This window comes from Tetragenococcus halophilus subsp. halophilus DSM 20339, assembly GCF_003841405.1.
Classification (GTDB): domain Bacteria; phylum Bacillota; class Bacilli; order Lactobacillales; family Enterococcaceae; genus Tetragenococcus; species Tetragenococcus halophilus.
On the sequence record NZ_PXYA01000001.1, the window covers coordinates 604,486 to 626,347 of the forward strand.

The window sequence follows — 21,862 nt, forward strand, 5'->3', positions numbered from 1 at the left end:
GATTAAATATTTATAGACGAAGGAATGATGAACAAGTTTTACTTTTTTGTTATAGCCCGATATTTTTCAATACTTTTCTTTTTTTGTTCACTCGTAATCAATAAATAACTATTTTCTTTTAAAGTTCGATCAGAAAAACGTTGATGAACTTCTTTAATCATAGCTGTGTCATCGGCAATAAAGGTTAAATTCCCATTTACTGTGGTAGGATAATTGCCGGGATTTATTAAAAGTGCTACATAGTTATCTTCAGAATAACGTAAGATTCCAAATAATTGTGGACCGTAGAAAAAGCAGACATCTCCTTTTGTTAATAAAGCATTTTTTTTACGAAAACTAATCCATTTTTGACAATCATCGTAAATATCTTGATTAATAGTATTCCAAGGAAAAAATTTCCGATTTTCTGGATCTTTACCACCAGTAAGCCCCGCTTCGTCCCCATAATAAATGCAAGGTACGCCAGGGAAAATAAACATCATAGCAAAAGCTAAATCAAGTTTTTGTAAATGATTTCCTAATTCAGATAAAATTCGTTCTGTATCATGTGTACCTATATTATTTAGGTTATTAAAAAATATATCTGCTGGATAATTTTCATATAGGACCATCAATGACTTGGCAACATCTTCTGGCGTTTTATTTTCATTCAACAAATCAATAACACTATTGCGCAGTGGATAATTCATGACACCTTGTAAATGGTCTCCTAGAATGTACTCTCGTCTATGATGGTATGAAATTTTGTTGGAAGCATCTTCCCAAACTTCTCCTAATAAAACTTTTTCTGGAAAATTTTCTAGATTTTTTCGAATCCCTTTAATAAATTCATCAGAAAGTTCATCTGCCACATCCAAGCGCCAACCATCAACACCTAACTGATTCCACTTCGACAAAACACTGTTAGTATTTCCGTAAATAAATGCTTGAAATCCAGGATCTTCTTTATTTACTTCTGGTAAATCCTTGATCCCCCACCAAGATGCATAATCATCTGGATAATCATAAAAAGTAAACCAAGAGTAATACGGACTATAACGATCGTTGTACGCGCCTTTGTCTTTTCCATAATTTCCGTTAACGTTAAAATAGCGACTATTCTGACCTACATGACTAAAAACACCATCTAAAATTAAACGCATATCGTTTTCATGTAAAGTATTTACCAATGTTTCAAAGTCTTCTTGTGTACCTAAAACTGGATCGATAGCAAAATAATCAGCTGTATCATAACGATGATTACTGCTTGCTTCAAATATAGGATTCAAATAAATGCCATTAACGCCTAATTCTTTCAGGTAAGGGATTTTTTGTAGAATACCTTTAAAATTTCCTCCAAAAAAATCCCAGCGTAAAATTTCGCCATCTGCATCTTTGACATATAACGGATCATCTTCTTCGGTAGCATAAATATAAGAATTTTTTTTGGGGGAGTTAATGATCTGATCAGGATTGCCATTGGCAAATCGATCAGGAAAAATTTGATAAAAGATTCCTTCACGATACCATTCTGGTGCTTTTTCCTCTTCTTTGTAGCAAGTGACCTGATAGTCCCAAACAGCTTCAGAGGAAGAGAACTTTTGCCCTTCCCCTCCCTTTTTTGTAGGTCCATAATATTCTGTCAAAGTTTTACCGTTCTCTTGGGTCTGTACCACAAAATGATAGTAATATAATCCAATCTGTTGGTTAAAGAAATATTCACAGGAAAATTGTGTTTCTTCCTTTTTTTTCATAGTAATTACCTTTTCTTCTTGGAAATCTTTATGAATAACCAAATAAACGGCCATGATTTTTTCAGCTATCACTTCAATGGTAAATGTCGCAACTTCGTTTTCTTTTACTGCACCAAAAGGTTTCTTATGGGTAATTTTCCAAGGATTAAAACGGATGACTGCCATTAGTTGTCCCCTCTTTTTCTGTATGAGCAAAAATTGGTTCAATCTGCCAGATATCTTCTGCATAAGCTTTAACTGTTTCATCTGCCGAAAAACCACCAGCATTTGCAATATTTGCTAAACTCTTTTTCTGCCATAAAACCGAATCTTTATAATCACGATTGATTTTTTCTTGCGCTTGAGCGTAATCTCGAAAATCTCGTAACAAAAAGTACTCGTCATTAAACTTCAATAAAGAATCAAAAATTTCTCGTCCCTCAATTTCAACATTTGGAATAGTGCCATCAACAAATGCGTTTAAAATTCTTTGCAGTTCTTCATCTTCGTCATAAATCTTTTGCGAAGAATAATCTTGCTTTTCATAGTAATCATATACCTCTTTTTCGGTTAAGCCAAAAATGTAGATATTTTTATCGCCAACAGCGTCCTTGATTTCTATATTTGCGCCATCCAGTGTAGCAAGAGTTATAGCGCCATTAAGCATCAATTTCATATTACTAGTCCCCGATGCTTCTTTGGAGGCCAATGAAATTTGTTCACTAACATCAGCTGCTGGAATAATTTTTTCAGCTAAAGAAACATTGTAATTTGATAGAAAGACTACTTTGATTTTATCTTGTATCTCAGGGTCGTTGTTAATCATATTCGCTGTTTCATTGATCGCTTTGATAATTGATTTAGCGTAAGTATAGCTGGGTGCTGCTTTAGCGCCAAAGATAAACACACGAGGTGTAATATCTATCTCTGGATTGTCTTTTATTTCGAAATATATCTTTAAAATATGAAGCAAGTTCATTAACTGACGTTTATAAGCATGAAGTCGTTTAATTTGTACATCAAATATTGCATCAGCTGATACCTCGATGCCCGTTGTCTTCAATATATATACAGCAAGTTCTTCTTTTTTCTTTCTTTTTGCGTCACGCAGTTTTTCTAAAGCTTTCTTATCGTTTTGATAATTCATTAATCGTTTTAAATCTTGTGGGTTTTTCCGCCAAGAATCACCGATCAATTCATCCATAACAGCTGACAAAGGCTCATTAGCTAGCTGCATCCAGCGACGCTCTGTAATACCATTTGTCTTATTATTAAAACGCTCAGGATAAATATTATAAAAATCACGTAAAACAATTGTCTTCAATAAATCAGAATGCATTTTCGCCACGCCATTGGTACTATGGCTACCGATAATTGCCAAGTGTGCCATATAGACTTGGTCATTTTGTAACAAACGGGTCCTTTGAATCAGATCTTGTGGATGAATGCCTTGCATAGACATAACATAACGACGGTCAATCTCTTCAATAATTTGATAAATTCTTGGCACAACCCGTTTCATCAGATAAATTGGCCATTTTTCTAAAGCTTCTGCCATAATTGTATGGTTGGTGTAGCTTAGCACTTTGACCGTGATATCCCAAGCAAACTCCCAGTTAATTCCATTTTCATCCATCAATATGCGCATTAACTCGGGGACACACATGGCAAGATGTGTGTCATTAATGTGAATAGCAATTTTTTCACTTAATGAATGCCAAGGAAGATTGAGCTTTTTATAATAACGAATGATACTTTGAAGCCCTGCTGATACAAAAAAGTATTCTTGTGCTAAGCGTACTAAACGACCGCTTTCCTGTGAATCATCAGGGTATAAAACAGCAGTCAAATCTTCAATTGTACGCCTTTCATCAAGGCTTTGATATTTAGCTTCTTCTGAAACAAGGATTTCTACACTCCACAAACGCATTGTATTTACAATTCCGTTTTGATAACCGATCATCCCTGTATCATAAGGCACTGCACGTACAGTAGTTTGATTTTCTTCGATAGCTTGTAGTTTGCCATTGGAAAGACGTTTCATATAAACATTACCGAATAAATGTACATCGCAAGCTTTACTTTCACGACGAATCTCCCAAACATTCCCTCTTTTTAACCATTCATCAGGAAGTTCGACTTGATAACCATCGACAAACTGCTGTTTAAACAATCCATAGTCGTAACGAATGCCATTCCCATTTCCAGGCAAACCACAAGAAGCGATCGAATCCATAAAGCATGAAGCAAGCCTTCCTAAACCACCGTTACCTAAAGCCATATCTCTTTCAACATCAGCTAATTCGTCCAGGTCAATATTGATATCAGCTAAGGTGGTTCTTACTTCTTCTAAAATCCCTAAATTTAATAAATTACTTTTTAGTAATTTTCCAGGCAAAAACTCAATCGAAAAATAATAAACTTGTTTTTGCTCTTCTACCAGATAGTTTTTCCACTAGTGGTGCATGAAACATTTTAAATTCACTCATTATGTTTCACACTATTTCCATCCATAAAAAAATCCTTTATACTGGTCTTGGATGACTTATCCAAGACCAATACAAAGGACAAACACATGGATAAGTATAAAACAATTTCAGCTTTTAATAAATGGTTTTCGAATATTATTTTAAAAAAATTACCTTTTTCTATTCGTGAGAAAATTTCTCAAGCCGACAAGTATCATAAAAAGTTTGATTTTGAACACTTTTTGAAAGTGTTTCTCTATGGCATCGACAATGAGTGCGAAAGTTTACGTGAAATAGATACAGCGTTTGTTTCCCCTGATCTACAACAGACCATGGCGTTAGATGCCATTAGTCATTCGCAGCTTTCCCGTGAGCTCGCCCAGATGGACGACGAAATTTTGTGGGCGATTTTCGCACAGTTACTGGAAAAAGCACGGTCAAAAATACCGGTGACCAAACGAAACGCACTCTATCTCGTGGATTCTTCCACTTTTTCGTTAAATACCACTCGGTACCCTTGGGCAGACTTTCGCTCAACCAAAGCGGGGATCAAGCTTCACTTAAAACTCTGTTTTATGGATAAAGAGCACTTGTATCCGGATCAGTTTGAAGTCACGAATGCGGTAGAACATGATGACAATCACTTAGAAGTTTTTGTCAATCAACCGGAAGCGACCTATATCTTTGATCGTGGCTATATTGATTACGAGCGACTGGACGAGATGGAAGCTGACGGCTACTTTTTCGTCACAAGAGTGAAGAAAAATGCCAAAGTTCATGTCCTAGAAACTTATGAACCTTCTCAGAGTAAAAACATTTTGCGTGACCAAATGGTAGTGTTAGGCACTCAGGTTTATTTCACTTCCCCGTTTCGCTTGGTCACGATTCAGGATGAAAAAGGAAAACAATTACGCTTTGTCACCAACCGTTTTGATGTGACCGCCCAAGAAGTGGCCGACATGTACAAAGCGAGATGGCAAATTGAACTATTTTTTAAGCATATCAAGCAACATATGACGATTAAAAAGCTATTTTCATACAGTGAAAAAGGGGTAAGCAATCAAATCATTCTCGCCATGATTGCCAGTCTATTGACGTATTTACTCAAAGTAGAGACAGGAAGTAAGAAATCCCCGTTCCAAATCAAGCGCCTATTAAAACATCTGCTTTTTCAACCTTTTGAAGAATTGTGGGTATTACTCGTTCCTACGTGACGAAATAGCATTTGTCGTCGTTGCAACAGTATTCAGATAAATAATGAAAAAATTTTTTCTGGAAAAGTCATCCCTTGCGTAAGCATTTGATTTTTTTGTCATTTTTTAGAAAAAGTTAACATCTGAATATTCTGATTATATTAATGCACCACTAGTGAGTTTTAATAATAAAAATATCGGCGCACAGATTTACCTCACTCTGAGTTGTCGCATCTTTAGCAAAAGTCTTCTCACTAATCGTATGCTCATCATCTAATGTAAGTAAAATGTCATCACTATTTGTTTTTTCTAGATCTATTTTTTTATAAACGACTGTCATATCGCAATTTCGTGCTTGATGAATATGCAGAAGTGTTTTTAAATCAATATTACATAAAATTTTACTTCCCATATAAACAGCGTATTCTGATTTTGATTTGCGTAGATAGTCAATTAAAACATCATAATAACTGCTATTATTATCATCTTGACGAACGAAGTTTTGATAAGTATGGATAAAAAAGCGGTTTTGGATACCATCTAAATTCCACTCTTTTCCACCACCTACATGGTCAAAAACCGATTGCGTTTCCCCTTCATTAAATACCATAAAAAGTGATTTTATGTTTGCGTTGGCAATATTTGATAAGTTAAAGTCAATTAAACGATATTTACCATCAAAAGGCAAGGTGGCTAACGGACGATTTTTTATTAAAGGCATTAATTCTTTATATCTATGCAAATTACCTACCAAAGCACACATCTTATTAGTCTTCATCCATGGTCACCCCAATCACTTCATTATAGCCCAGTACTTCTATCTCATCAGTACCATCGATCACAGCATTATCACCGATAATTGCATTTTCGCCGATAATCGCTCGTTTAACGATCACGTTTTTACCGATAGTCGCCCCTGACATAATGACACTGTCAGATACACTAGCGCCATCTTTTATTTGCACATCGTCAGATAAGACACTATGTTTTACATCTCCAGCAACATAACATCCATCTGAAATCAACGAATCTTTAGCTGACCCCATTTCCGTGATAAAGTGAGGCGGGGAAATATGGTTTTTAGAATAAACACGCCATCCTTTATCTCGGATATCTAGTTCCATCTCCGGATCTAAAAATTCCATATTCGCTTCCCATAAAGACTCAATTGTTCCCACATCTTTCCAATAGCCATCAAAACGATAAGCGATCACGTTTTCTCCGCTATCAAGATAAGCAGGGATCACATGTTTACCAAAATCACTCATCGTACTATCTTTGGCAAAACCAGTACGTAAAATACTCCGTAGTCTTCCCCAGTTAAAAATATAGATCCCCATTGAAGCTAAATTACTCTTAGGATTTTCCGGTTTTTCTTCAAATTCGATAATCCGTCCATTTTCATCTGTATTCATAATGCCAAATCTAGAAGCATCTTTAAATGGCACTTCAATAACAGCTACTGAAAGGGACGCCCTTTTTTCTTTATGGTTTTCCAGCATCGCTTCATAGTCCATCTTATAAATATGATCACCTGATAAAATTAAAACATATTGAGGATCTAGTTGATCAATATATTCCATATTTTGATAAATCGCATGCGCTGTTCCTTCAAACCACTTACTTCCTTCTGAACTTGAATAAGGTTGTAAAATTGTCGCTCCTGAATCAATTCCATCCAAGCCCCAACTGGCACCATTTCCAATATGGGCATTTAATTCTAAGGGTTGGTATTGCGTAACAACACCTACATTGTTAATTCCCGAATTAGCGCAATTACTCAATGTAAAATCAATAATCCGATAACGTCCACCAAAGGGAACTGCAGGCTTAGCCATATTTTTGGTTAATTTTCCTAATCGTGTTCCTTGTCCACCTGCTAATATCATAGCTACTGTCTCTGTTTTCATGATTACGGTGAAAACACCTTTCCTCCTCTCAATAATCCTACTTCTTTTCTTATTTCATTTGAATTTCCTCAGGTTTAATAATAAGTGCACCTAAAGCGGGTAAAACCGTCTGTATCTGCTGATTAAACTGTTTAAATGGCTGATCAATACTTTGACAGCGACTATTATTTTTAGTCCAAGTACCACCAAATTCAATTTTTTCTGTATTCAATACTTCTTGATAACTTCCTGGATAAGGAACACCGATCGCAAAATCTTGTCTTTCTACAGGCGTTAGATTTAGCGCTATAATAAGAAAATCCCTTTTGGTTTTTGATTTACGTATAAAAGTCAATACACTCTCTGCGGTATTATCAGCATCAATTAATTCTACAGTTTCCGCTGTATCCTCTAATTCCCATAGGCTACGCTCATCTTTATACAAGGAATTTAGTTTAGCAGTAAAATGTTGCATTTTATTATTCAGTTCATCTTCCAGATCCACCCATTCCAAACCTTCATTATATTTCCACTCGAGAAACTGACCCCATTCACTTCCCATAAAGAGGATTTTTTTGCCCGGATGTGTCATCATAAAAGTATACATATTTCGTAATTGAGCAAATTGTTTATAACGATCGCCCCACATTTTATGCATTAAACTTTTTTTACCATGAACAACTTCATCATGAGAAAAAGGAAGAATGTAATGTTCATTCATCATATACATGAAAGAAAAGGTCAATAAATGGAAATTATCTTTACGGAAAACAGGATCCATTTCATAAAAACGTAGTACATCATTCATCCAACCCATATTCCATTTATAATCAAAGCCCAATGCGCCACTTTCAATCATACCGGTAATTTGGGTTTCCGAGCTGCTTTCTTCAGCCATCATAACAGTTTGTGGAAAGGCAAGTTTAATGACAGCATTAAGTTTTTGTAGAAAATAGAAGCCTTCAAAATTTCGATTGCCTCCTTCATGATTAGGCTGCCATGGACCTTCGTCATAATCTAAATACAACATGCTAGTAACGGCATCCACACGCATACCATCAAGATGGTAAACATCTAGCCAAAATAATGCACTTGAAATCAAGAAACTCTGTACCTGTGGTTTACCAAGATCAAAACAAATGGTTCCCCAACGAATGTTATGCGCTCGGTTTGGATCTTCATACTCAAAAGTTGGTGTTCCATCATAATAAGGTAATGTATCCTCATTAACACAAAAATGAGCAGGCACCCAATCCACAAATACACCAATATTATTCTTATGACAAGAATCTACAAAATCACGAAACTCAACTGGTGTACCATAATAAGAAGATAATGCAAAAAAACCTGTTAATTGGTAACCCCAAGAGGCGCCAAGAAGGTGTTCCATCAACGGGAGAAATTCAATATGTGTATAGTCCATTTCCTTAACATAAGGAATGAGCTCTTCTTCTAACTCTTTAAAAGTATAAGGCTGCCCACTTTCATCATGCTTCCAAGAGCTAGCATGAACTTCGTAAATATTCATAGGGCGTTTCAATGTTTGTGTCTTTTTTTGACGACCACGCCATAAATTATCATGCCATTTTTTTTCAGGAATAGTATAAATGACTGCTGCTGTTCCAGGTCTTTCTTCAAAACGAACCGCAAAAGGGTCAATTTTCATAATTTTACGACCATTTGCTTGTTGAACTAAAAATTTATACAATTGTCCTTCTTCCGCCAAGGAAGTTGCAAGCTCCCATACGCCTGATTTTTCTCTTTTTTCCATGGGCAAAGACTCATCCCAGTCATTAAAATCTCCTATCAAATATACTTGCTGGGCATGAGGCGCCCATACTCGAAAAACGTATCCGTTTTCATTTTTGTGAACACCTAAAAAATGTTGAACATAAAAGTTTTCTCCCGTTAAAAAACGTTGTTCAGCTTCTAAGACTTCTTTACTTGATTCAAGCATATCAACCCTCCTTTAAAAAATAACGAAAAAATACCTACTAAAAACAAGTGCGTTTATTTAGCATAATTTGAACTTTTGTTTCTATGTCTATTATATCATAATCACAATTTTTTCAAATGAATTTTTTTATTATTCTAAAAATTAACAAAATTAAAAAAGTTTTTTAAATTACGTCGATAAAAATGACATTTACGAAAGCATTTTCAAAATATATGAAATAAAACTTTAGCTTTATCCCCGATTCTTTTTCAAAATTTTTATAAATAAATACGATAAAATCAGTAATTTTCATTATATGCAGAAAAATTTTATTTTTAACAAATTTAGCTTCTTTCATTTTTTTCATAAAGTATAAAAGAACCATTCTGAATTTTCTTTAAAACAAATATTTTCTAAAGGGAAAAATAACTGGGAAAATACAATAAAAAAGTTTTTCAGTCAGATTAAATAGCGTGGTATAAAATAATTAAAAAACGTCTTAAAATAAAAGCATTCACTTTATATTTTAAGACGTTTTAATTTAAATTTTATTGAAAGCTTTCTGTTAAAGGAGGCACAACTTGTTTTTTACGAGATACAACACCTTTTAGAAATGCTCTATGGTTATTTAGAGTAACATTAAATGCTTTTTCAATCTTTTCTATAGGATCCCCCACAACAAGTAGTTCTGAATCGCTATCTAAAATATTAGTAACAAGCAAAACGAATAAATCATAGTTGTTTTCTTTATTTGCTTTTTCCATAGCTTGTTCAAGTTCAGTTTGACGCTTGAAAACTTCTTCTAAGTCTACAGTATTTACCTGTGCAATACGTACATTTTTATCGCTCATTGGAAAGCTTTTAGCGTCCATATCCATTAACTCTTCGGCTGATTTGTTTGTAAGATTAGTTCCTGCTTTAAGCATTTCCAAACCATAAGTATCAGTATCCACTTCGGCAATATTTGCTAATTCTTTAGCAGCATCGATATCCTCTTGTGTGCATGTTGGTGATTTAAACAATAAGGTATCAGAGATAATGGCTGACAGCATAATACCAGCAACTGCTTTTGTTGGTGCTAAACCAGCTTCTTTATATAACTTCAAAATAATAGTACTAGTACATCCTACAGGTTCAGCGCGATAGTATAGTGGATCAGCTGTTTGGAAATTGGATATACGATGGTGATCGATCACTGATAAGATTTTAATATCTTCAATATCAGCTACACTTTGTTGAAATTCATTATGATCAACAAGCATTACATCATTTGTTTGATCGCCAGCTTTAGCAATCACTCTAGGTGCTTGAAGATTAAAATAATCCAAAGCAAACTGCGTTTCTTCTCCAACTTTTCCTAAAGCAACAGCTTCAGTATCTTGTCCTTTTTGTTTTTGTAATTCAGAAAAAGCAATAGCCGCCCCAATCGCATCTGTGTCAGGATTTTGGTGACCAAAAACTAAAATCTTTGCCATAACTTTCACTCCAATCTTTCAATTCAATAATAATGATAGCAAAAACTTCTAAAAATTTCCATGATTTTCACAAACAGAAGTAAAACAAGGAAATGTTAATCCATTATTTGTTTGAGTTAGTAAAATATTTTCCACTGATCTTTAAGCTATTCCTTCTTAGTGACTCTTCTAAAATGAGAAAAACACTGAAAAAATGTTTTCAGTGTTTCTTCTTTATCTTGTTTGATATCCAGTGTATTGGTCCACTTGAAGAATTTTTTTCGCATTTTCCACCCGGTCTTGTCCTGGAGGTTCGATTCCTTCTAGTGGATATTTTAGATTTAATTCATCCCATTTATAGCGACCCATCGTATGATAAGGTAAAATTTCAACTTTATCCACATTATTTAAAGACTGAATGAATTCATTTAAACGATCCAAAAACTCATCATAGTCACTACGAAATGGCACTAACACATGACGAACCCAAACAGGTTTACCAATTTCTGATAGATATTGAGCCATCTCCAAAATATTTTCGTTCCCATGTTTAGTTAATTTTTTATGTTGAACGGTATCAATATGTTTGATATCAAACAATAATAGATCCGTGTAGTTCATTAATTCCTCAAACTTACTAAAAAAAGGCTCTTTTCTGGTAAAAGGATTCCCACAAGTATCCAGTGTAGTATTTATCCCTTTATCCTTAGCTTTTTTAAATAAGTCAATTAAGAAATCTATTTGTAATAAAGGTTCACCACCACTTACAGTAATTCCCCCTTTTTCACCCCAGTAAGCACGATAATTTAACGCTTCATCAAGCACATCGTCGGCAGTACGCATTTGTGCTTTTTTGGAATTAATATTCCAAGTATCAGGGTTATGGCAAAATTGGCAGCGCATACGACAACCTTGCGCAAAGATAACAAAACGAACGCCCGGTCCGTCTACTGTACCAAAATTTTCTGTAGAATGGATTCGACCCATAATTGGATCTGTCATAAAAATCCCTCTTTCATTAGAAAAGCAAAACAACAACTAGTTAAGTGTTTATTTGCTGTAATTTATAAAATCGGTGGTTATTTAAGCATGGCTAGCTTTTTAACCATTATTTAAAAAGAGGGCAACAAGAGCCTTGTCACCCTCAAAAAGCTTCTTTACATTCTATCGTGAGCTGTTCTTGAAATCACGTCATTTTGTTGTTCGCGTGTTAGATCACGGAATTTAACAGCGTAACCCGAAACACGAATCGTTAGGTTAGGATATTTTTCTGGATGTTCTTGCGCATCAAGCAATAGATCGTTGGAGAATACATTAACATTGATATGATAAGCACCTTTATCAAAGTAACCATCCAAAACATTTGTCAAATTGTTAATGCGAGTATCTTCATCTTTACCCAAACCTGTTGGATTAATTGTTTGCGTATTTGAAATACCATCCATAGCATTTTCATAGTTCAAACGAGCTGTTGAGTTTAATGAAGCTAATAAGCCGTTCTTTTCACCCAAGTATTGGCCATCTTGATAAGATGGGTTTGCACCTGGAGCTAATGGTTTTCCAGCACGACGTCCATCTGGTGTATTACCGGTTGCTTTACCATAAACAACATTGGAAGTAATCGTTAATAACGATGTTGTTGGTGTCGAATCACGATAAGTGTGTTGACGTTTAATTTGAGTAATGAAGTACTCTACAATCCAGTTAGCCATATCGTCAGCTTCTTTATTATCGTTACCATAAGTTGGAAATTCATTTTGCGGTGCGTAGTCTACAGCTAATCCTGTTTCATCACGGATAACTTTTACATTACCGTATTTAATTGCCATAATACTATCAGCTGCATGTGAAATCCCTGCAATACCTGTAGCAAAAGTACGTTTCAAATTGGTATCCATCAAAGCAAGTTGCGCTGCTTCATAAGAATATTTATCGTGCATATAATGGATAACATTCAATGTGTTTACATAAAGCTCAGCTAGCCAATCTAACATGTCTTTATATTTATCCATAAAGTCGTCATAATCAATGGTATCTCCTGTGATTGGACGATATTTAGGACCCACTTGTTTTTTCGTTTTTTCATCGACACCACCATTGATCGCATAAAGTGCTGCTTTACATAAGTTAGCACGCGCACCAAAGAATTGCATATCTTTACCAGTTACCGTTGCCGATACACAACAAGCGATCGAAACGTCATCTGACCCCCAGTTTGCACGTAAAAGATCATCATTTTCAAATTGAATCGAAGAGCTTTCTCTGGCCATTTTTGCCGCAAAAGTTCTAAATCCTTTAGGCAAGTGTGAGGAATATAAAACCGTCATATTTGGTTCTGGGGCTGGCCCCATATTGGATAAGGTATGCAACAGACGGAAATCATTTTTTGTTACAAGCGAGCGACCATCAATACCCATTCCAGCCAATGATAATGTGGCCCAAATTGGAAAACTGGAAAACAATTCATTATATTCAGGTGTGCGAGCAAATTTTACCATACGAAGTTTCAATACTAATTGATCGATTAATTCTTGTGCTTGAGCTTCTGTAATTACACCTTCATCCAAATCACGTTGGATATAGATGTCTAAGAATGCCGAAACCCGGCCAAAGGACATAGCAGCACCATTTTGTGATTTAATAGCACCTAGATAGCCAAAGTATAACCATTGAATAGCTTCTTGCGCATTAGCTGCCGGGCGTGAAATATCAAAACCATAAGAAGCAGCCATTGTTTTCAAATCATTTAAAGCACGTAATTGTTCAGTAACTTCTTCTCTTAAACGAATAACGTCATCTGTCATGGTACGATAGCCAGTATTTGCTAAGTCATCTTGTTTACGTTCGATTAAATAATCGATCCCATATAAAGCGATACGACGATAATCACCGATGATACGACCACGACCATAAGCATCAGGTAAACCTGTAATGATTTTGTTTGAACGAGCTCGACGCATTTCCGGCGTATAAGCATCAAACACACCTTGGTTATGCGTCTTGCTCCAGTCGGTGAAGATCTTGTTCATGTCTTCGTCTACTTCATAACCATTACTTTTTAAAGCATTATTTGCCATTTTAATGCCACCAAATGGTTGGAAAGCTTGCTTTAATGGTTTATCAGTTTGTAGTCCAACGATTTTTTCTTCATCTTTAATTAAATAACCTGGTCCATGAGAAGTAACTGTCGATGGAATATCATTATCCATATCATAAACACCATTGTGATCATGTTCTACATCAAACAATTCTTGCAACTTCGACCATAATTTGTCAGTACTTTCAGCGATAGGTTCTAAAAATTCATCATTTCCACGATATTCAGTATAATTTTCTTGGATAAAATCACGAGTGTTTACTTCGTGGCGCCAAGTTTCTCCTTTGAAACCCTGCCAAGCAGCCGCATTTACTTTTTCAATATCTTTTGTTACAGATGCCATATATTGCTCCTCCTTAATTTCTGTTCCAAAATGTAACAGCTTTACTGTGAACAGTATAACACATAGTGAGTTTTTTGCAAGCCATTACAAGCAATTATATTAACAAAAAATCACATAAAATGAATTATATGCATAAAATAAACTATAATATCAACAATTTTACTTGTGACAAATAAATCAAATTAAATTTTTAATAATTGTAAAATAGTGAACAAACTCAGCAATTTTTTCTCTCTGTACTGCTACAGATACAGAAAATTATAATAGGTAATGTAACAGTTTTGACAAAAAAGGGTCTATAATATTTAGTGTTGTTACTAAAAAAATTAGTAATAACACTAATTTTTTATATAACAAAAAAGCATTTGTTTCCTTTATAATTAAGTTGGACACCAAAATAAAAGGAGAAAACAAATGCTTCAATACAAAGATATCAAAATTAAAGATCAAAATCTAGATGTAGGCCTTAAAAACTTACTCAATATTAAGGACCCTCACATCTTTTTTTCCGCTCAAGCAGTTCAAAAAGAACCCATTCATCATCGAATGACGAATGTCTTTTACGGTGTCCTTACCTACACCCCGAAAGCTTGCGAATGTTGTGGCCTCATAAATGAAGAGAATCTTCTTATTAAACATTCGCCAAAGGCTTCGGATATTCAATTAATTCCTTATCAGGAAGTGCCCAGCGTTTTACGCTTATTTAAGCAACGATTTTATTGTAAATCCTGTCATCATACTTTTAGTGCCAGGACCTATTATATCGCCAAAGACTGTTATATTTCGCAAGCCTTGAAGTTTGCCATTGCGATAGACTTGAAGAAAAAACTATCGATGAAAGATATTGCTTTACGCTATGGGGTCTCATTTAAAACCGTGGAACGCGTATTGGATACCTTCTATCAAGGACTTAAATTCAATCCCAACCATTTACCGAAACATTTGTTAATCGATGAATTCAAAGGCACGAAGGACTGTGAAGGAGCCATGTGTTTTATCTTCAGTGACGCTCAGACAGGAAAAATTATCGATATCTTGGACGATCGCCGCAATTTCAAACTGATTGCTTACTTTCAACGATTTACTCAACAAGCGCGGAAAAGAGTCCAACATGTGGTTATGGATATGAATTCGGCTTATGGAAAAATGATCCCTCAAGTATTTCCGAAGGCCAAGATTCTTGTGGATCATTTCCACATTATCCAACAGATTTCTCGAGCTTTTAACCAGCAGCGGATTCGGTCGATGAACCAGCTGGACAAAAAGAGCGCCCAACAAATGAAGGATTATCGCAAATTAAAAAAATACTGGAAACAGCTCCAAAAAAAGCATAAAAACTTGGGGTACGACCATTTGAAACAGTTCCCTCTTTTTCGCCAAAAATATGTGACGGAATCGGAAGTTGTAGATTACTTATTAACCATTGATCCCGTGCTTAAGGCTTCTTATGATGTTTATCAAGATCTGCTTGACGCTTTTGAAAACGGCAAAGCGCAACCATTTTTCGCTATCATTGATCAACTGTCGCCTTTATTAGAAGAACCCTTTAAAAAATCCTTACGTCACCTCCAAAAGTACCGTAAAGAAATTACCTTATCTTTTACTCAACCGTATTCCAACGGCAAACTTGAAGGGAAAAACAACTTGATTAAAGTAATTCAACGGATTGCCTTTGGCTTTCGTTCTTTTAATCATCTACGTAAGCGAGTGCTTATTCAACAAGGGCTTCTTGAGATCTTATAAAATAACAAAAAAAGAAGAACCGAAGTCCTTCTTTTTATAAAGGTTTTGCTTAAACAACACTATTTGACAAAGAGCCACAAAAAAGGGATAAATCTAAAAATTTAGATTTATCCCTTTCATTACTGCTTTATTCAGATTGATATTCAAACTTTTCTTTTACTTCTAATACCTTGCCGCCTTGTTTCTCATCTATTGCAAAAGAACCATTTGAAGTACGATCACTGATTGGATATTGATTACTTTCAATTTCTACTTGTTGTCCTTTTTCATTTGTAAGAAGTAAAGTTTTTTCTTGACCATCGCCCATATAAATAATGCGATGAGGATTTTTCTTAAGCTCTCTTAAAATCATCACGCCACGCTTGGCACGACTTAACTGCGTTAACTCTTGTGCTAGCATACGTTTTATGGCACCTCGTTGGGAGACAATAATCACTGGATTATCTCCGTTACTGTAAACTAGCATACCGCTTGTCACTTCATCATCTGTCTTAAGATTAATCGCTTTGACGCCACTTGCCTTAGAGCCAACAACAGGAACTTCAGTTAATGAATAACGAAGCCCCATTCCCTTATAGCTTGCTAAAAAGACATCCAATTCTTCCTTACTGTCAATCAAGTACACACTAACCAATTCATCGCTATCATCTTTAAATTTCATAGCTGTCGTTGCCCGACTTTTATAGGTACGCCACGGGCTAAATTCATCCATGTGCGTTTGTTTGATCATACCCTTTTGCGTCATGAATACAAAATTTTTACTTGGATCTAATTCGTTAAAACTGTACACAGCCAAAATCACTTCATCCGAGCTAAAATTCAACAAATTTTGTGAAAGATGTTCGCCTGTTTCTTTCCATTTCAAATCTGGCAACTCAAAGACAGGACGATAGATCATATTTCCCTTATTTGTTACTAACAACAAATGGTCTAAAGTGTTTAATTGCTGGCAAAATACCACTTCATCGCTATCTTTCATACCAAGCTCTTCTGGTCTAGACGCATTATAAGAACGTAGACTACTTCTTTTTACATAACCCTCTTGGGTAATAGCTGTCATCACTTCTTCTGAAGGAACGAGAACCTCTGTTTCAATTTTGATCTCTTCAATCTCTTCTTCAATTTGTGTCAAACGAGCATTGCTGAATTGTTTTTTCACTTCACGTAGCTCTTTTTTGATGACCTTCATTAATTCCGTACTATCGCTTAATATTTTTTGTAATTCAGCAATATAAGCTGCTAATTCTTCAGCTTCATTTTCTAGCTCAGTAATATCAGTATTTGTTAAACGGTACAATTGTAAATTAACGATAGCTTCTGCTTGTGCTTGAGTAAATTGATGCTGAATAACTAAATTATTTTTCGCGTCCTTTTTATCCTTACTAGCACGTATGGTCGCAATTACTTGATCAAGTATTGATAAAGCCTTCATCAAGCCATCCACAATATGTTGTCTTTTTTGCGCTTTATTTAACTCAAATTGACTCCGTTTTAAAACAACGTCACGTCGATGATTAACATAACTTTCTAAAATATGTTTTAAGTTAACTTGTTGTGGCCGCATGCTGTCAATGGCTACCATATTGAAACTATAATTCACTTGAAGCTCAGTATTTTTAAATAAGTAATTTAATACACCTTGAGCGTTGACATCTTTTTTTAATTCAATCACCATACGCAAACCTGTCCGATCGGTTTCATCACGTACTTCAGCAATACCCTCGATTTTTTTAGCTAAACGTATCTCATCGATTTTTTTAACCAAAGTGGCTTTATTGACTTCATATGGAATTTCTGTAACCACAATCTGCTGTTTGCCGCCACGCAAATTTTCGATCTCGGTTTTAGAACGTAAAATAACTTTTCCTTTGCCCGTTTCATAAGCTTTTTTGATTTCTTCTTTTCCTTGAAGAATTCCCCCCGTAGGAAAATCGGGACCAGGGATAAATTCCATTAATTTATCCAAAGAAGCATTGGGATGATCGATTAAATATATTGTTCCCTCTATAACTTCTGCTAGATTATGAGTAGGGATTTCAGTAGCGTAACCGGCAGATATTCCAGTAGAACCATTGATTAGCAAGTTTGGAAACTTAGCTGGTAGCACAGTAGGTTCTTCTTCTGTATCATCAAAATTTAACACCATATCTACGGTGTCTTTTTCAATATCACTTAACATTTGTCCACTCAATTTTGATAAACGAGCTTCTGTATAACGCATTGCAGCAGGTGGATCACCATCCATACTCCCATTGTTGCCATGCATTTCAACTAAAACTTCACGTAACTTCCAATCTTGGCTCATCCGAACCATAGCTTCATAAATACTACTATCACCATGAGGATGATAATTTCCCATAACATTTCCAACAGATTTAGCAGATTTCCGGAAGCTCTTATCATAAGTATTCCCATCATTATTCATTGAAAATAAAATACGACGTTGTACAGGTTTTAACCCGTCACGAATGTCAGGTAAAGCCCGTTCTTGAATGATATATTTCGAATAGCGTCCGAAACGATCGCCCATTACTTCTTCTAATGTCAATTCTTGAATCTGACTATTTTGTTCCAAAAATTCACCTTCTATTTATCAAATAATTTCTTTGTCTAAAGAGAGTCTTCTTGTAAGGACGTATTTTTTTCTTCTGTAGATTCTGCAGTTTCCAAAATACTACCATCTTCTTCTAAGCTAAATTGCACATTTGATTCGATCCATTTTCTTCTAGGGGCAACCTTATCTCCCATCAAAGTCGTCACACGACGTTCTGCTTGAGCAGCATCATCAATTCTAACACGGACTAATGTTCTATGTTTTGGATCCATTGTAGTTTCCCACAATTGTTCAGCATTCATTTCTCCTAGACCTTTATAACGTTGCAATGTATAACCTTTGCCCATACCTTTAGTGATAACTTCAAGCTCTTCATCTGTCCAAGCATACTTATCCTCTTGTTTTTTTCCACTACCCTTAGTTACCTTATAAAAAGGAGGTAAAGCAATATAAACTCTGCCTTGTTCTACTAAAGGTTTCATATAGCGATAGAAAAAGGTAAGAAGTAGCACTTGAATATGCGCACCATCGGTATCTGCGTCTGTCATAATGATTATTTTATCGTAATTACAATCTTCTAAGCTAAATTCAGGACCAACACCGGCACCGATTGTATAAATCATGGTATTAATCTCTTCGTTTTTTAGGATATCTTGCATATTTGCTTTTTCGGTATTGATTACTTTTCCTCGTAAAGGTAGAATTGCTTGAAATTTACGATCACGTCCTTGCTTTGCCGAACCACCTGCGGAATCTCCTTCAACCAAATATAATTCATTTTTTTCTGGATTTTTAGATTGCGCTGGTGTTAGTTTTCCGGAAAGCAATGACTCTCCTTTCTTGCGTTTTTTGCCATTTCTGCTTTCTTCGCGTGCTTTTCTAGCAGCTTCACGCGCCAAACGTGCTTTACTCGCTTTACGAACAAGCATCTGACTCATATCGCTATTTTCCTGTAGATAAAAAATCAGCTGTTCACCGATCACATTATCAACTGCTGTTCTAGCCGCTGGTGTACCCAATTTTTCCTTGGTTTGTCCTTCAAATTGTAATAAGCTTTCTGGAATTCTCACTGACAAAATAGCAGCCAGTCCTTCGCGAAAATCGCTACCTTCTAAATTTTTATCCTTATCTTTTAATAAACCGACTTTACGAGCATACTCATTAAATGATTTCGTCAAGGAAGCCTTCATTCCCGCTTCATGAGTACCGCCATCTTTCGTCCGTACATTATTGACAAAAGAAAGGATATTTTCTGAATAGCCATCATTATATTGAAAAGCAAATTCTACTTCAATACCATCTTTTTCTCCTGAAAAATAGGCAACAGGTGTCAAAGTATCTTTTTCTTCATTTAAATAATCAACGAATTCTTTGATCCCTTCTTCATAAAGAAAAGATTCCTCTACTTTTTCTTCCCCACGTAAATCCGTTAAGTTAATTTCAACTCCCATTAGTAAGAAAGCAGACTCACGTAAACGTTCAGCCAACATATCATAAGAAATTTTGGCCCCTGAAAAAATTGTAGGATCTGGTAGAAAATGTACCGTTGTACGATTTGCTTCTTTCGTTTTTCCTATTTTTTCCAACGTACCTTCAGGTTTTCCACCATTTTTAAATACTTCTTTATATTGAATGCCATCACGAACAATAGTAACTTCTAACCAGCTAGAAAGAGCATTTACCACACTGGCACCTACACCATGTAATCCGCCAGAAGTTTTATACCCTCCTGCTTGTCCAAACTTTCCTCCAGCATGCAATACAGTAAAAATAACCTCGACAGTAGGTATCCCCGATGAGTGCATTCCTACTGGCATACCGCGCCCATAATCAGTTACTTGAACACTGTTATCTTCACAAATAGTAACATCAATCGTGTTGCCATAACCTGAAAGCGCCTCGTCTACTGCATTATCCACAATTTCATACACCAAATGATGTAAGCCGCGCTGATCCGTGGAGCCGATATACATCCCAGGACGTTTTCTTACTGCTTCCAACCCTTCTAATACTTGAATAGAAGCATCGTTATATTCATTGGTTTTTTTTGCCAAAGTCAACGCTCCTTGCTAACATTATTTTCTTTGTTTAATTTTTATTAATTAAATCATATACATGAACATACTATATCATACGCTAAAAAGCACATAAAAAAAAGAAGAAAAACCCCTAGATGAAGTTTTTCTTAAAAAGATCGTTTTAAGTTATAGTAAAATATTACCTATACAATGATGATAAAAATCATTGAACAATAGCTAAACGTTCATCAATTTTGATCCATTTTTCCTAACTCAATTTTAATGCAACGATCCATAACAATATCATTACGACCCGCATCTTGTAGTTTCTGCGCTGCTTCTTCACTTTCGATACCTAACTGTGCCCAAAAAACTTTTGCATCCGTTTCTAAAAAATCATCAGCAACATCAGTTAAAAATTCACTACGACGGAAAATATCTACAATGTCAATGGGTTCTTTTATATCTTGCAAACGAGCATAAACAGTTTCACCTAATATCTTTCCTCCAGCTAGCTTTGGATTAACAGGAAAAATATGATAACCATGTTCTTGTACAACTTTTGACACCTGATAGCTTGTCCGTTCTTTATTATCACTCAAACCGATAATAGCAATATTTTTCGCTTCTTTTAAATATTGTTGTATTGTTTGTTCATCTGGATTTTTAAAAGCCATTATCATCATACTCCTTTGAAAATTTATTATTTCATTTGCTTTAAAACAAGTGATTTAAGTTGTTGCTTTTGCGTTTTCATGCTAAAATATTGCTAGTCTAACAAAAGGTTGGTTCATATGAAAACAATAATATTAATAATTATTGCCTATTTACTAGGCTCTATACCTTCCGGTTTATGGATCGGAAAAACTTTTTATAAAAAAGATATCCGTCAATTTGGCAGTGGAAACTCCGGCACAACCAATACCTTTCGTATATTAGGGGTTAAAGCCGGCTTTGCAGTGTTTTTGGCCGATTTGTTAAAGGGTACTTTAGCAACTTCTTTAGCCTATTTGCCCAGCGTAGATACCAATCCGCTGTGGTTTGGTTTAGCTGCTATTGTAGGTCACGTTTTCCCTGTTTTTGCCAAATTTAAAGGCGGAAAAGCTGTGGCAACTAGTGCCGGCATGCTTTTAGGTTATAATCCGCTTTTCTTTTTTTGCTCACTAGCACTTTTTTTAATTTTATTATTTATTACCAGCATGGTCAGTTTATCTAGTATGATTGCTGCCGTTATTATCACGTTATCTACTTTCATACTACCGTCGATCTTGCCTGTTTTACTGCCTGAACAAGATTGGTTATTATCTTGTATTGCTGTTATTGTTACTGCATTCATTTTTTATTTACATAGACAAAATATTCAGCGAATTCGACAAGGAACTGAAAGCCGTATTTCTTTTGGCTTAAACAAACAAGAAAAGAAAAAGTAAAAGTAAACTTTGCGCAAAAAAGTGC

At 35.3% G+C, this 21,862-nt stretch carries 13 protein-coding genes and 1 pseudogene; 3 read left to right on the forward strand and 11 right to left on the reverse strand.

All coding sequences use genetic code 11. The features are described 5' to 3' along the window. Nucleotides 1-38: 38 nt before the first annotated feature. On the reverse strand, nucleotides 39-1,898 hold the full coding sequence (locus C7K42_RS02850; RefSeq protein ID WP_069028968.1) for a glycoside hydrolase family 13 protein: 1,860 nt from the start codon (nucleotides 1,896-1,898) through the stop codon (nucleotides 39-41). Continuing rightward, nucleotides 1,879-4,164 (reverse strand): annotated as a pseudogene (locus C7K42_RS02855) (glycogen/starch/alpha-glucan phosphorylase); the annotation flags it as partial. The gene C7K42_RS02850 and the pseudogene C7K42_RS02855, both read right to left, overlap by 20 nt. Nucleotides 4,165-4,287: 123 nt before the next feature. On the opposite strand from C7K42_RS02855, the gene C7K42_RS02860 reads away from it, so the two are divergent. Next, complete coding sequence (locus tag C7K42_RS02860) at nucleotides 4,288-5,394, forward strand: IS4 family transposase (RefSeq protein WP_124175387.1); 1,107 nt, start codon at nucleotides 4,288-4,290, stop codon at nucleotides 5,392-5,394. Between the two features lie 151 nt (nucleotides 5,395-5,545). Here the strand turns inward: C7K42_RS02860 and C7K42_RS02865 are convergent, their stop codons facing one another. From C7K42_RS02865 to pflB, 6 genes are all read right to left on the reverse strand, one after another. Further along, on the reverse strand, nucleotides 5,546-6,151 hold the full coding sequence (locus tag C7K42_RS02865) for a sugar phosphate nucleotidyltransferase (protein ID WP_014124928.1): 606 nt from the start codon (nucleotides 6,149-6,151) through the stop codon (nucleotides 5,546-5,548). Then, nucleotides 6,141-7,283: a glucose-1-phosphate adenylyltransferase gene (locus C7K42_RS02870; protein ID WP_014124929.1), complete on the reverse strand. Its 1,143-nt coding sequence runs from the start codon at nucleotides 7,281-7,283 to the stop codon at nucleotides 6,141-6,143. Before C7K42_RS02870 ends, C7K42_RS02865 begins: the two co-directional genes overlap by 11 nt. A 49-nt stretch (nucleotides 7,284-7,332) precedes the next feature. Further along, nucleotides 7,333-9,219, reverse strand: a complete 1,887-nt coding sequence (gene glgB / locus C7K42_RS02875; RefSeq protein ID WP_014124930.1) for a 1,4-alpha-glucan branching protein GlgB — start codon at nucleotides 9,217-9,219, stop codon at nucleotides 7,333-7,335. 527 nt (nucleotides 9,220-9,746) lie between these two features. Further along, nucleotides 9,747-10,673 carry a manganese-dependent inorganic pyrophosphatase gene (locus tag C7K42_RS02880; RefSeq protein ID WP_014124932.1) on the reverse strand — a complete coding sequence of 309 codons (927 nt, stop codon included), beginning with the start codon at nucleotides 10,671-10,673 and terminating at the stop codon, nucleotides 9,747-9,749. Between the two features lie 213 nt (nucleotides 10,674-10,886). Next, a complete protein-coding gene (gene pflA, locus C7K42_RS02885; RefSeq protein ID WP_014124933.1) occupies nucleotides 10,887-11,654 on the reverse strand; it encodes a pyruvate formate-lyase-activating protein in 768 nt (255 codons plus the stop codon). Between the two features lie 155 nt (nucleotides 11,655-11,809). Then, nucleotides 11,810-14,092 (reverse strand): formate C-acetyltransferase, encoded by a 2,283-nt coding sequence (gene pflB, locus C7K42_RS02890; RefSeq protein ID WP_103099849.1) that lies wholly within the window; start codon nucleotides 14,090-14,092, stop codon nucleotides 11,810-11,812. Between the two features lie 414 nt (nucleotides 14,093-14,506). On the opposite strand from pflB, the gene C7K42_RS02895 reads away from it, so the two are divergent. Continuing rightward, nucleotides 14,507-15,835: an ISL3 family transposase gene (locus tag C7K42_RS02895; RefSeq protein ID WP_012345024.1), complete on the forward strand. Its 1,329-nt coding sequence runs from the start codon at nucleotides 14,507-14,509 to the stop codon at nucleotides 15,833-15,835. Between the two features lie 127 nt (nucleotides 15,836-15,962). Here C7K42_RS02895 and parC read toward each other — a convergent pair whose 3' ends face one another. The 3 genes from parC to C7K42_RS02910 form a co-directional block, all read right to left on the reverse strand. Further along, the gene (gene parC, locus C7K42_RS02900; RefSeq protein WP_371873174.1) at nucleotides 15,963-18,365 is read right to left on the reverse strand and encodes a DNA topoisomerase IV subunit A; all 2,403 of its coding nucleotides are present in this window, start codon (nucleotides 18,363-18,365) and stop codon (nucleotides 15,963-15,965) included. An 80-nt stretch (nucleotides 18,366-18,445) separates the two neighbouring features. Beyond that, complete coding sequence (gene parE, locus C7K42_RS02905) at nucleotides 18,446-20,443, reverse strand: DNA topoisomerase IV subunit B (RefSeq protein WP_103099643.1); 1,998 nt, start codon at nucleotides 20,441-20,443, stop codon at nucleotides 18,446-18,448. 212 nt (nucleotides 20,444-20,655) lie between these two features. After that, nucleotides 20,656-21,084, reverse strand: coding sequence for a CoA-binding protein (locus tag C7K42_RS02910; RefSeq protein ID WP_014124937.1), 429 nt, complete (start codon nucleotides 21,082-21,084; stop codon nucleotides 20,656-20,658). A 117-nt stretch (nucleotides 21,085-21,201) separates the two neighbouring features. On the opposite strand from C7K42_RS02910, the gene plsY reads away from it, so the two are divergent. Beyond that, nucleotides 21,202-21,837: a glycerol-3-phosphate 1-O-acyltransferase PlsY gene (gene plsY, locus C7K42_RS02915; protein WP_014124938.1), complete on the forward strand. Its 636-nt coding sequence runs from the start codon at nucleotides 21,202-21,204 to the stop codon at nucleotides 21,835-21,837. The last annotated feature ends 25 nt before the right edge of the window (nucleotides 21,838-21,862 follow it).